Source organism: Alkanindiges illinoisensis, from assembly GCF_004377485.1.
Classification (GTDB): Bacteria; Pseudomonadota; Gammaproteobacteria; order Pseudomonadales; family Moraxellaceae; genus Alkanindiges; species Alkanindiges illinoisensis_A.
In genome coordinates this window covers 40,545-52,625 of sequence record NZ_SNTY01000017.1, presented here as the reverse complement: position 1 = coordinate 52,625, position 12,081 = coordinate 40,545, and the positions used below count along the sequence as shown (strand labels likewise).

At 44.7% G+C, this 12,081-nt stretch carries 10 protein-coding genes, 1 tRNA gene and 2 pseudogenes; 1 reads left to right on the top strand and 12 read right to left on the bottom strand.

What is annotated here, in order from left to right; translation table 11 throughout:
* Positions 1–442: 442 nt before the first annotated feature.
* From E2B99_RS05930 to E2B99_RS05895, 8 genes and pseudogenes are all read right to left on the bottom strand, one after another.
* Positions 443–832: a type II toxin-antitoxin system VapC family toxin gene (locus tag E2B99_RS05930; protein ID WP_134244031.1), complete on the bottom strand. Its 390-nt coding sequence runs from the start codon at positions 830–832 to the stop codon at positions 443–445.
* Entirely contained in the window at positions 832–1,032 is a 201-nt protein-coding gene (locus E2B99_RS05925; RefSeq protein WP_134244030.1) for a type II toxin-antitoxin system VapB family antitoxin, read from the bottom strand. The genes E2B99_RS05930 and E2B99_RS05925 overlap by 1 nt, the downstream gene beginning before the upstream one ends.
* 140 nt (positions 1,033–1,172) lie before the next feature.
* Complete coding sequence (locus E2B99_RS05920; RefSeq protein ID WP_134244029.1) at positions 1,173–1,412, bottom strand: helix-turn-helix transcriptional regulator; 240 nt, start codon at positions 1,410–1,412, stop codon at positions 1,173–1,175.
* 236 nt (positions 1,413–1,648) lie between these two features.
* Entirely contained in the window at positions 1,649–1,903 is a 255-nt protein-coding gene (locus E2B99_RS05915; RefSeq protein WP_134244028.1) for a hypothetical protein, read from the bottom strand.
* Between the two features lie 137 nt (positions 1,904–2,040).
* Complete coding sequence (locus E2B99_RS05910; RefSeq protein ID WP_134244027.1) at positions 2,041–2,889, bottom strand: YagK/YfjJ domain-containing protein; 849 nt, start codon at positions 2,887–2,889, stop codon at positions 2,041–2,043.
* A 350-nt stretch (positions 2,890–3,239) separates the two neighbouring features.
* The gene (locus tag E2B99_RS05905; RefSeq protein WP_134244026.1) at positions 3,240–5,648 is read right to left on the bottom strand and encodes a hypothetical protein; all 2,409 of its coding nucleotides are present in this window, start codon (positions 5,646–5,648) and stop codon (positions 3,240–3,242) included.
* A gap of 297 nt (positions 5,649–5,945) precedes the next feature.
* Positions 5,946–6,179, bottom strand: a pseudogene (locus tag E2B99_RS05900) (tyrosine-type recombinase/integrase); the annotation flags it as partial.
* A gap of 480 nt (positions 6,180–6,659) precedes the next feature.
* The gene (locus E2B99_RS05895) at positions 6,660–7,538 is read right to left on the bottom strand and encodes a class I SAM-dependent methyltransferase (RefSeq protein ID WP_134244025.1); all 879 of its coding nucleotides are present in this window, start codon (positions 7,536–7,538) and stop codon (positions 6,660–6,662) included.
* Between the two features lie 473 nt (positions 7,539–8,011).
* Between E2B99_RS05895 and E2B99_RS05890 the strand changes: the two genes are divergently transcribed.
* Positions 8,012–8,087 (top strand) — tRNA-Glu (locus E2B99_RS05890).
* 348 nt (positions 8,088–8,435) lie between these two features.
* Here E2B99_RS05890 and E2B99_RS05885 read toward each other — a convergent pair.
* From E2B99_RS05885 to E2B99_RS05870, 4 genes and pseudogenes are all read right to left on the bottom strand, one after another.
* Positions 8,436–8,861 (bottom strand): annotated as a pseudogene (locus E2B99_RS05885) (acyl-CoA thioesterase); the annotation flags it as partial.
* Between the two features lie 35 nt (positions 8,862–8,896).
* Positions 8,897–10,171 (bottom strand): hypothetical protein, encoded by a 1,275-nt coding sequence (locus E2B99_RS05880; protein WP_134244023.1) that lies wholly within the window; start codon positions 10,169–10,171, stop codon positions 8,897–8,899.
* Positions 10,168–11,094, bottom strand: a complete 927-nt coding sequence (locus E2B99_RS05875; RefSeq protein ID WP_134244022.1) for a hypothetical protein — start codon at positions 11,092–11,094, stop codon at positions 10,168–10,170. Before E2B99_RS05875 ends, E2B99_RS05880 begins: the two co-directional genes overlap by 4 nt.
* A gap of 144 nt (positions 11,095–11,238) precedes the next feature.
* Positions 11,239–12,078, bottom strand: a complete 840-nt coding sequence (locus E2B99_RS05870; protein ID WP_205669641.1) for a uroporphyrinogen-III synthase — start codon at positions 12,076–12,078, stop codon at positions 11,239–11,241.
* Between the last annotated feature and the right edge of the window lie 3 nt (positions 12,079–12,081).

The window sequence follows — 12,081 nt, the reverse complement described above, 5'->3', positions numbered from 1 at the left end:
TGGGCGCACGCCTATGGAAACATTGCTTGATGGAAAACAGATTTGGGCTGAAAAGAATCTAGCTCAAATTTAACCTGACACTCATCATCAAAACGGGTAACTGTCAGATCAGGTTTGAGCTAGTACAATTAAAGCCAGCCAAGGTTGACTCCCTGCGCATGACCTATGAAGAACCGATTGATACCTCTGATTGTGTCGGCCAATAAGCTAAAGGGAACTTCGGTTCCCTTTATGTTGAGCTGGCATTTATTTACGGAATCCCCTCATCCATTGAATGGCACTCCTTCCCGCACCATGATTGCAAACCTATAAAATAAAAATAAAATACACCCTCTGGTCTTGGAAGGAACAGTGTGCCGATAGCAATCCAAGCAGAGCTGCCTCAATGCCCCTTCTCTGTGAAAGAAGGGGCGGGGGTGGCTCTGCGGATTTTTTTATTGGCTCAGGTGATTGCAAGTGATGGTGGCTGATAGGCCACATTAAATCGTTGTGCCAGTTGATGCAGACGTTTATCCAGTGTCCATAACCGGGTGTCTGGCGTAATTAGGGTTGCCGCCAGCAAGGATAAGTCCACCAGTCCACAGCCCAACCCATACAGGCTATGCTGCTCAATTAATTTTGTCACTTCTGTAAATGTCGCCTGATTGGCATGACGCAGGTTATCAATATCGCGCAGGGTTTGCAGCCGTGGCGCTGGCGGTGTGCCACAGCACAGCTCCAGCACGATCATGGGATGGGTTGTTGCGATATCCACCAGTAATAATTCAATCAGGTGATCGTGCCGGTATTTGAAGTGATTGACCCAGACAGAACTATCAACAAGGACATTCATCAGTTGTGTTCTGTCCCACGTCGTGGAATATCCTGCATGTCAGGCATTGCCCCACCCAAGGCAGCCAGTCGCTTGGCAGACTGCACCCGGATAAAGGTCTTAATGGCTTCACGGAATAAATCCGATTTATCCATGGATTGGTCAGCCAGCTCAATGGCCTGCTGGTATAGGGTATCTTCAATGGTTACTGTGGTACGCATATGATCCACCTCATCAGTATTGATGCATGTATGCACCCATAATAGCATCAATAGCAAATACTGTCGTGATGCTATTATAGGTGATGGCAGGTCAATGGATGAATGATCAGGATAGATCGCTAATGGTAAAACTCAAGCAATCAGGATGCTAATGGCGGTTCAGTTTGCTCGCGGGCTGCAACCTTGGAATCAATCCAGTCACTAATCTCCTTGGCCACCCAGCCGACCCTACCTACTGTCAGCTCTACTTGTTTTGGAAAGGTGGGATCATAGTATTTTGACTTTGGCTTAAGCATTTCGTAAATGGTCGAACGGCTAAGACCAGTGAGTTGGATCACTAGCTTGATATTAATGATTTGTGTGATGGCAATGGTCATCATGGTGTTTCTCCCAGTGTGATTGAGAGTGGTTTCTCTCGATACAACCGGGCGGCTGGTGATTTTTTGCCAGAACCCTGCCTCAAAACCAAAAGTCTAAAACCCAAAAAAACCTGTCATCGATACTGGCATGCCAAAAAAAGATCAGCAGTAGGCACTCAACACTAAAAAAAAGAGAAGCCATGAGCTTCTCTTTTGGATGCAGGTTGATTGCTACTACAGCCCCATAGACATAACCACTAACTAAACTGGTAGTGGCAGTCATTACAGTGCAGGATCATGGAAGCTTGACGGGATGGCGGGTCAATAGCCTGTCCCAGGATGGAACCAATCAGTCCACCCGCCAGTTGCCCAAAGGGACTCGGCAATGGCAAGTGCCTGGCCAGTTGCGTGCCTAAAGCAGCCATGCCCAGTTGGGAACCTATACCTGGACTAGCAGATTGCTGGATACGGCTGACATTGTTGCTGTAACAGCGCGGACAATAGATCGACATGGAATACACCTCCTCAAATGAAAAAAGGCTGATCAGTTGATCAGCCATTGCCGTTGAATGTCAGGGTTGAATGAACATTCAATGCTCATGTTAATGATGTATATCCTCAGTTATTTGCAATCCAGCCTGGGCAGAGGCTAGCCAAAGCAGCGCATCCCCGGAATCCTTGCCCGCAGGTGCTGATCTTCTTTTTCAGCCCTTGCCAGATAACTGATGGCTTTTAGGGCATTTTCTACTTCCCGCTCATTGCTGCGGTGAATCATGCCAATACCCAAGGTGCCAAACCTGCGGTAATTGTCCTTATGGCCTTTACGGTTACAGTTAAATGAGTAGCCGTCACCGCCAGTAATGTCTTGCCATACCTCAGCCATCTGCTCGCCATAATAACCATCCCGCATGCATTTTGAACCGTTATAGATTAAAAGAAAGTGGCAGTGATAACCCTTTTCCCGGCCTTGCTCAATCGCCCATGAATAAGTGAGCACATCTTTAAAACAGGTATCACGGCTCTGGATGCGACGACGCAATCTTCTCAGGTCAGCATTAAACTGGTGGATATCGATGTCAGCCTCATACTGGTAACTTACATCTACCCGCACCAGTAGTAGCTTACAATGCCTGGCTACTAGCCTTTCAAACTTGTCCACTAATCTACTGAAATTGGAACGACGCTGTTGTTGCTGACGTCTGATAAAACGCTCATGCTTATCAATCAGGTCATCACACTGGTTCAGGAAATCTGTCTTGGACACAAACAAGGCGCTAGCTGATTTTCTTGGCCTGCCTATGCCTGATGAGTGGCTAATACCCATCCAGTTGAAATAGCCTTCTAGCAGTGGTGAATAATCAAGCTCAGGATCATAAATATCGCAAGCTGTTTTAAAGAGATACTCAAGTTCTTCAATCGCATTTTTCCAGTGATACTTACCTGAACAGATATCGATCATCAGGTCTTCGATCTGTATTAGGGTTTCATTACGGCTCATGTCTGTCTCCTATGGGTTAGAACCATAGGAGGGGTCAATCAGTAATTAATTAACTCACTGTTATTTACCAATTTAACCTTATCTAATAACGATCACTTTTATCCACGCGACTTGATGTTGTTTAAATATTAAGTAATTAAATTTATATCCTAGCTGGTTGATCAAGTTAAATAATAGCGGCCTGCCTGAAGTTAGGCCTCCTCAAACCATTTAAGCACAATACTTTCATTCTAATTTTCAAAATCATCATCCTGCCAAAAATGCGCCAAGATGACTGGTACAAGTTAAGGCTTGGTGGCAGTCCTGAATCAAGCCGACTAGGCTATGCGTTTTAATGGTAATTCACCGTTTTACTTGGTCTGCTTAGTCTTTTTTCTGGTTCTACCTTCTGTACCCCGGATAAGCCACTTTGGTATGTCTTGGTAAATTTTATCGTTCAATACATCTTTATAGACCACAAAGCTGGAAAGATGCTCGATAAACTCCTTTTTACGTTTTTTATTAATGGTTTCAAGGAGTAACTGATTTTTATTATATGGCAGGCTTAAAGACCAAGCAGGAAGCGGTAGGCAAGACGCCTCATATTTTAAGTCTCTTTTGATAATGTTGTAGAGTTGCGCCTGCTCAGGGTTAAGTGACTTAAAGAATTTATTACAAGCGCTTTGCCATGCCATATTCAGCTCACTATGTAAATCTTCATATTTTTGTATGGCATGTGATTTGAAGATAAAGAAAATATTTGCTGCAAAGTTTGTGTAATGACCATCAACCGATGCTGTGCCCTCCCAATAGCCTAGATACGCAGTGATTTGTGAAAGTGGCATGCGTCGCTTGCCAGCATGCAACATCGTATATAAGGCTTTTGACAATGCCTGCTGCGGTAAGGCATGCTCTTTTTCCGTCTCTAAATTGAGTTCTTCTGACGAGCTTTCAAGCAGTTCCACACCAGTACAATTAAAACGGCAACGAACCACCATCACATCAGACTTCATGGCAGACTTTAAATAGCTTCTTACTGCTTCAAGCCGGTTCTGATGGCGTGGTATATCGATGAGCTTTACTATAGCTGGCGGTTGAGTGTCATTTTCTAGAGATGGCATGCTGATTAACGGCTTTTCCTTAATGGCTCTTTTTTCAAAAAGCTCGTCTGGATAAAGAAAATCTTTGATCAGTCGTTCAAGTTTTTCGCGTCCCTTATTACGGCTAATATTAAGGCCAAGAATGGCTTCAAGCTCCGCCTTTTGCTCTACCCTATCTAGCTTTTGCTGATAGATCATCAAAAAGTGATGGAGTAGTTTTGACCTGTCGCGGTGAGCCAGTTTATTAGCCACTTCAGCAATTGCTTCCTGCTGCATCTGTAATTGAATAAATTGCAGCAAAGGACGAGTTGCCAGTTCTTCAATATGCTGCACTTGGAATTCACTTAGCTCCCGTACCGACGGGTGAGTTTCAAACGCAATATGGAGTGCCTCTTTCAAGCTCAACATGAATATTTCAATATTAACAATCAGGCTTATAGGCAAGTCTATTTTTTGGGCACTTAAAATTTCTTGGTAAACTATGGATAGATTTTCAAGGTAGTAGGCCGCATAACTGGATAAGTGGGTGGTTGACCAAACCAATGCTGCCCGGGGCACCCCCTTTAATAGATAAGGGTAGTAAATTTCTTGTGGCTCATTAGGCCTCCAGTAGCTTAAATCATGTTTTCTTGAGGCATGAGCATATTCCTGACCGATATGTCGAAAAAATTTCGGACTAATGTGCTGATAAGTTTCCCAATAGTATAAGAATCCAAAAATCCACTTCCATACCAATTTATTATTATGTCCAGAAAAATCACTCAGGAAAAACTCCCCCTGATTATCGGTTATTTCATCACTACGCAGAATAGTATTAAAATTGGTGATATGAACCACCAGCTCGGGACTCCATCTGCGATAAACTCGTAGCAGTTCCTCTTTTAAGGTTTGGATCAGACTCGCTTCTGAAAATGAATGGTCGCAATCCTGAATCAATAAAATAGCAAAGTACCCCAGGGTATTAGCAGCTCCTATTATAGGTTTAGAAACCACCCTTAGAACCCTGGAATCAAGGCCGCATATATCAAGAAAACGCTCAAAAGATGAGAAAAAATTAACAAGGTCATCAGTCTCTTTTAGGTTATGAACAAGCTCTATTTTTAAACCCAGCACGTATAGCATTCCTGCTTTTGATACGAGTTCGCTAATATCAGCCTGAACCTCCTGCTTAAATTTATCGAGCTGCTGTGCAAATTTAGTAGGCTTTGTTACGACCTTCTCGCCTTCTTCCAATAAACGCATTGGAGAGCGTTTTAGATAATGCCAGTATTTTTCAATGGTAGTTTCTGGCTTTCCATAAAAAACATTAATAATGTCGTTGTGTTTTTCAGGATTTATCTGCTTTCTAGCTGTATTGATAAACTCAATGAAATGCACAATTTCAGCGTGCTGCTGGATCAGCATACTATTTTCAACACTCGCCACCGCAGCAAACGTCACACTATTTAGTGCCACCATAAGGGATTGAACATGAGCAGTGGATAGCTTTCTTTCCATGCTTTGATCCCAGTGCCGTGCGTGAATATCTTCTTTAAAAAAATCTACGACAAGTTTCACCCATCTAAATGCTTCAAGCACTTCAGGATGGCCACCACTGCTAACCTGATTCTGTTTTACATGCAGTTGCTTTAACAATAAAAAGAAATCAGGGGGGATCATTTCCCCGTCACTATTTAACATTGCTATTTCCCAAGATATTCAAAATATGTTTTTATAGCTTAAAATGGCACTTTCCCTTGGCACTCGGTGCTATTGGTCAATTTACCTTACAAGTTTATCACATCGTAAATCATTTAATTTAACTATGTTAAATTGATGTCAAATTCAACTAATTTTCTATAAAATTAGTACATCAATTTTTAGCAATTTAAGTTTAGTTTATGAATAAGGTAGTTCTGCAATTGGGGTGGCTGAACAGTTTTTATACGTTTATATATTCAATTTCATTGCGGAAGTCACAATGGAATATCTATTAAACTAGGCATACAACCATCCTTTAACTACCTGCTCATACCAGTCCATCATTTTGACCCTCTCATCCCAATACAAAGCCCTGTTATAGGCAGCACGGATTCTATTTTGTGGAACATGGGCAAGTTGCCGTTCAATGGCATCAGCATTAAATAAATTGGACTCATTCACTACGGTGCTAAATAGCGATCTAAAACCCTGTGTAGTTATTTTTCCTGCATAACCTGAGCGTTTAATAACCTATAAAATAATGGCTGTATTAGCTCCAGAACTAGGGTAATTTAATGAATTAGACCCTGCCCACTAACCAGCTAATTAACCTGACCTAGAACTAATAATTGCCTCTAGGGATCGAACCCGGTACAATTTAAGGGATGCCTAGATGCTCAAAAAATGGATAAATTTGTTGGTATTTCTGTTGGTATTTTTACGATTCCAAAATTCTAAATTCTTTGGTATATAAGCCTTTGAATACTCAATTCGATCCTGCTTATCCCACCATATTTAGATTTAAAGAAGTCCAAAATCGTCCGAAAAGCCTTGAAGCGTATAGCTCCAAGGCTTTTTTGTTGTCCAAATTAAACGTATTTAATCTATCTAATCAAATGTCTAAGCGTTTTTCTTTAAAACAAGATAAATATGATCTAGGTGACTGTTCCAAATCTATGCAACAGTCATTATCGTCTTAAATTAAAAGCTTGCTTGTTTCAATATGACTTATTAACGCGCTGCCAAACGTAAGTGCAACAGGTGCGTGGCTATGGTATGCCGGATATGATCAGGCCGCTGGTTAAAATAACGCGCATTCATTGCAGCACCTGATAAATCTTCAACCACTTCAAAACCCATTTCTTCTACTGCCTGATGTAATGCTGAAGGTCTAAACTGACCAATTAACGGCTCTTTTAAAAACTGGGTAAATTGTGATACCGCAAAGCTTCCTAATCGCTCAATGCCCTGCAATTCCTGATAATGGATCGAATAATCCAGCACTACTTCGCTCAACGGTGCAGCAAAATCGGCAATGTGCTTAAGAGTATTTAATGTGGTTTGTGGTTCCAGATAGTGGGTGGTGCCTAACCACGAGAAAAATCCAGGCACCCCTTGCTGATAACTGCTGCGTGCCAGTGCATCGGCCAAAGATTCTTTTTCAAAATCAATCGCAACAAACTCAACATTTGCAGGCACCGTACCAAGCTGTTGTAATTTATGCTGCTTAGTGGTCTGTGTATCAGGGTGATCAACCTCAAAAATTTTAAGATCGGGATTGCACGGATTCTGGCGCAAGGCAAATGAATCCAGTCCGGCTCCCACAAGAACATATTGATTGATCTGGCGAGCCAGTGCCTGTTGCAGCAAATCCTCTGCATATCTGGAGCGCCCTACCACCTGCCCGCTCAATAATCCCAACGTCCGGTTCAATACTGGTGAATTCATGATCTTTACCAGCGATGGTGAACGCAATAGCTTTTGCCAGCCAATACTGGTGAGCGCGTAGGCATAAGGATCAGCAAATACAGGGTCAACCGTATTTTGAAAATGGTTTGCCCGTAAAGTTGCGGCAGCTAATGCGGTTCTGCTTGACTGCCCTTCTTTCATGAGAATCCTGTATTGCTATAATCACAATTTAAGTTTTTATAGCGCAATAAGCAGCGAGTACATATGGCACAAATCATAAAATTTATTCTCTGTAATTAGATATTCGGTCAGTAAATAGACTTCTTTCATAAGTTGTACCAACTCGCCTTCGACATGCTCAGGCAGCGTTGGTTGAGCTTGTCGAAACCAGACTTATGCAAGAGATCTAATGACGCATCAATAACTGATTTAAAGATTCACCCTAATATAGGATTTAATGCCCTGAATGCTTGCTGTAAGCCAATGAGTTTAAGGATGCTTTATGTGTCCAGCTAATTGATTCAACCTAGAGAAATAATGCATTGCGGCCAATAAACAACCAATCAATCCATGATTATTAAATTAGTGTTTGCCTTGCGCCAGCGAACATTATAGAATTTGCGCCAAGCCTAGATGCTCAAGCACATGAACAACTTGTTGATTTGCTAATTATTGTCCCTATCGTCTAGAGGCCTAGGACATCGCCCTTTCACGGCGGTAACCGGGGTTCGAATCCCCGTAGGGACGCCAAATTCATAAAAAAGCCTGCACCTGATGCAGGCTTTTTTATTTTTAGCCTTTCCCCTCATAGTAGCAGCTTTTTATTGAAAGGCTGGTTTAGGGCATTTACCTTAGATGCAGGTTAAGCATCAGTACAGGCCAGGGTCATATAAAATTCACCCAGCCTGTAGGCATTAGCTCATTGATACGCTGTACAGCTCTGGCGAACGCCAAAATTCCAGACAATCAGGTTTAATCCCGGTCATGGTGCTTGCCACCAATCTTGGGAACAATTTGTTCAATATTGCCACGCAGGTTATCGCGTAAGGCTCGCCCAATATTGCTCAGGCTGGATTTTTCAGTAGGCAGGCCAATGTCCAGGTCATTGCCAAAATTGGCCTCCAGCGCGGCAATCCGCTGTTTGAGCTCGAGTGGCATGGCTGCTTTTTCAAAGGTTTTGGCATCTACCATCACCACTATGGCTTCGCCAGTGGCCACAATCTGCGACTGCTGGTTGCTATGCAGCACGTAAGCCATACGAAAACCGGAATTACGAACTTCCACCACCCGCACGCCAACTTTCAGGCTGTCCGGATAAAATACTGGTCTTAAATAACGGCAACTACTGGCCGAAATCACACTGACCAATCCATGATTAAAAGCCTCGATATGGCTTAAGTATTCAATACGCGCGCTTTCCATATAGCGGTAATACATCACATTGTTGACATGGCCAAAGGCATCCATGTCACCCCAGGCGACTGTCTGGTGATAAACCACAGGACATTCTTTGATGGAACTCATACGTATTTCCTAACCTCAGGATTTAAATGACCACATTAGTGCGGTGAATTTGAATGATAACCTGTTGAGCTGATTTTTGAATTGGCCTGATTTTCAAGCTGGCAACGCGCCTGATGCAATAATTCCAGATCCGCCAGTAATTCAGGCTGGCTGGCAAGAGCCTGGGTTAGGCGTAAATAGCCAAAATCCGGATGTTGCTGCCAGTTTTGCAAGATGGCCTGTGCGGCTTCAGTTTGCTGATCTGCCATTAATTGATGCCACTGGGCTAATGCAATCGAAGGCTGCCCAGGATAACGCTGCGCCAGTTCATTAAGGCGCTGGGTAAAATGCTGGCACTCCACATTGCCTTCCTGCAACTGGTTTTGCAACCAGATGGTTAAAACCCGTGGGTCAAATTCCAGCCTTAATAGTTGATCAGCCAGTTGCTGGCGCTGCTGAATCAGGCTGTGCTGCTGTTCCAGTGACAAAGCTTGGTCGCTAATCTGTCTCAGGATAAATAGCCACTGACGCGCACTGGCAATATCCTGACCGAATTCCGGTTGGGCCTGCACTGTTTGATAATAGGCAAACAGTTGTTGTAGCTGCTCAGGGCTAGCCTGAGAAAGTTGTTGTTGCAATGCACTGAGCCAGCCGTAATGCTGCTCAGGTGTTAATGCTGGAATGTTATCTATAGCCAGCAACAGCCAAGGCTGCGCCATCAGTAATCTGGCCCATAACCCCTGAACATACGCACTCCATGCCGGATTTAATGACTGGGCAAATGCTGAAACCGGTTGCTGGCTCAAAGTTGTTAATGCAGCCTGCGCCTGTGTATAGTCTTGTGCAGCAAGGTATAGCTCAATTTGTTCCAGCACCAGCAAGTCAGTCAGGGCCGAACCCTGATTCAAGGCTTGCGCAGCCTGTTCCGGTTGGGCATTTTCACGCAGTAAATGTGCCTTAACTAACTGTTTTAAACTGGCGGACTGGTTAAAAATGGCTTCAATTTCACTTTGCTTGCTGGCTTTGGCATTTAATAGCCATAAACAGCCCAGTTGTTCAAATGGCAGTAGCTGCTGGTAATGCTCAATTTTTTGCGGATGGCGCAAGTGCCAGTTTTTAATCCAGCGATTAATACGCCGAATGGCATAAACCCCAGCCAGAATAAGGACAAACAACAGCAGCATGAATACTGTTGCACTGGTTTGCACTTCCCAGCCCAGCCACACCACCAGCACATAACCTGCCCCTGACCACAACCCCAGCAGGATAATGAGGCCAACACCTAGCAAAATCAGCCATAGCGCACGATGTTGTAAGGGCTGGTATTTCATGATGAAGCCTTTTGCCCAGTGAGCAGGGTAAGGGAAGTTAATTCAATGCTAGCAGGCCACGGTTGGTTTTTGAGTTTTTCCAGTTGCTGAGCCATTTGACGGCTGGCCGGATCAGCTAATAAATCTAGCTGGGTGAGTGATTCAGTTAAGTTGCTGGTGAAATTAAGCTGATCGCCCTGCGCCAATGCCAAGCGTGCAATCGCCACGTTAATGCTGGCCTGCTTATAAATAAAACTGCGATCCAGCATATGCTGACCAGCCTCTGGGGTTGCACGCTCAATCAAGAACAGGTGTTTAAACCAGTTGCCAATTCCTGTTTCCTTTCGCGCTGACGACTGTGCCAGCAAGCTTTGGGGTGCCTGTACCGCCATCAGGTTCAATTGTTGTTGAATCTGCAAAAGCGACTGGTTTAGGCCAGCACGAGCCTGCTGCTGCCGTGTGGCGTGCTGGTCCAGATTTAACTGGTCAATTTTCAAGGTTTGGAGCAAGGTGCCATTAAAAGGATCATTAGCGTCCTGCTGGTCTTCAATAATATTTTGCTGCAGTTCCAGCAGCAGTTGCTGCGCTTTTTTGGGATTACCCTGCCGTAAGCTGTCCTGTGCCAGTGTGAGGGCTGTCAGTGCCCACTGCCGCTGTTGTTGCCTCAACGTATTGCGCTGCTGGTTGAGTTGTATCTGTTGCGCTGGGCTAAGGTGAAGGGGCTGCGCTGAGTTAGCTGCACTGGCATGGTTGGCACTGCCAGTTTGTTGCCGTGCCACTGCAACCAGACGGTCATTCAGGTCGGCAATCTGCTTTTGTGCAGCCTGCTGGCTTTGCAGCAACTGTTGCTGGCGCTGCTGATCTTTTGCATACAGCAGATAGCTCATGCCAGACAGCAGTATCAACAAAACCAGCCCCAGCAGGACAATCAGTTTTTTTTTCATAGGTGGTGCTCACGGGACCAGACTGAATCAGTTGCCAGAGAATTTAGCAAACCGCTTATGTTTCATAAATCACAGCCCCGGTTAGGTTTTTAGCAAATTATCAGCAAAGCATAAAGAAGCTTTGGTATTGATACAATATTACATTTACGTCTGCTGACACTTTTGTAACTGGTCCAGCATGGCCAGAATGCTGGCCGGATTTAAATTCTCCAGCAGGATGACTTTAGGGCTATTGGCATGGCACGTGTTGGCATAAGCAGTTGTCGTCACTGTCATGTGCGCTGTCTGCTGGCAGATTTTCTGGTAAATCCGCGGGCCCAGCACCAGAATATAAGGCGGCGTCATGGCGCCAAACTGCTGGCCCAATTCCAGCCAATACTGCCATGACACACCACTGGTGATGATCAGTACCTGCGGCGGATGGTTTAAAAGCTGCTGATACTGCGCCTTACTGCTTTTGGGTAACTGGCGGTCATACAGGTTCAGGCTGATGACCTGCTGCTGGCTGGCCAGTTGCTTGAGCATAAACTGACGGCCACCATGCCCGCGCCAGAACATGATTGGTCCTGCTGCTGCTGAATCTGACGTTTTGTTACATGATGCCGTTGAATGCTGAGCCTGCTGAAAGATATCCAGTGCCAGCATGCCCTCACTGGTTTCCAAGGCTGGAACCTGCGCGGTAATGCCTGCCTGTGCCAGTATGGCTGCTGTACCCTGCCCTACAGCGACCCACTGGCAGGCTAACTGGCTGGGCAAGATATCAAGCTGTTTTAATCCGGCAAGGCCCAGTTGTGCGGCGGCTGGACTCACCACCACCACGACAGCCACCTGCCAAATTTTAGACAATTGCGGTTGAATCGCTTCAAAAGGTTCAGCCACCAGTTCCAGCAGCGGCAATTGGCTTACTCGATAACCAGCCTGCTGCAAGGCGTGATTTAAGCCATCAGCCCGCTCAGCAGGTCGGGTATTGAGTACATGCAGCATGGT

Excerpts from the sequence above, each read along its gene's own strand:
- E2B99_RS05930 (WP_134244031.1), bottom strand. The coding sequence starts at position 832 with ATGAATGTCCTTGTTGATAGTTCTGTCTGGGTCAATCACTTCAAATAC.
- E2B99_RS05925 (WP_134244030.1), bottom strand. The coding sequence starts at position 1,032 with ATGCGTACCACAGTAACCATTGAAGATACCCTATACCAGCAGGCCATT.
- E2B99_RS05920 (WP_134244029.1), bottom strand. The coding sequence starts at position 1,412 with ATGATGACCATTGCCATCACACAAATCATTAATATCAAGCTAGTGATC.
- E2B99_RS05915 (WP_134244028.1), bottom strand. The coding sequence starts at position 1,903 with ATGTCGATCTATTGTCCGCGCTGTTACAGCAACAATGTCAGCCGTATC.
- E2B99_RS05910 (WP_134244027.1), bottom strand. The coding sequence starts at position 2,889 with ATGAGCCGTAATGAAACCCTAATACAGATCGAAGACCTGATGATCGAT.
- E2B99_RS05905 (WP_134244026.1), bottom strand. The coding sequence starts at position 5,648 with ATGTTAAATAGTGACGGGGAAATGATCCCCCCTGATTTCTTTTTATTG.
- E2B99_RS05895 (WP_134244025.1), bottom strand. The coding sequence starts at position 7,538 with ATGAAAGAAGGGCAGTCAAGCAGAACCGCATTAGCTGCCGCAACTTTA.
- E2B99_RS05880 (WP_134244023.1), bottom strand. The coding sequence starts at position 10,171 with ATGAAATACCAGCCCTTACAACATCGTGCGCTATGGCTGATTTTGCTA.
- E2B99_RS05875 (WP_134244022.1), bottom strand. The coding sequence starts at position 11,094 with ATGAAAAAAAAACTGATTGTCCTGCTGGGGCTGGTTTTGTTGATACTG.
- E2B99_RS05870 (WP_205669641.1), bottom strand. The coding sequence starts at position 12,078 with ATGCTGCATGTACTCAATACCCGACCTGCTGAGCGGGCTGATGGCTTA.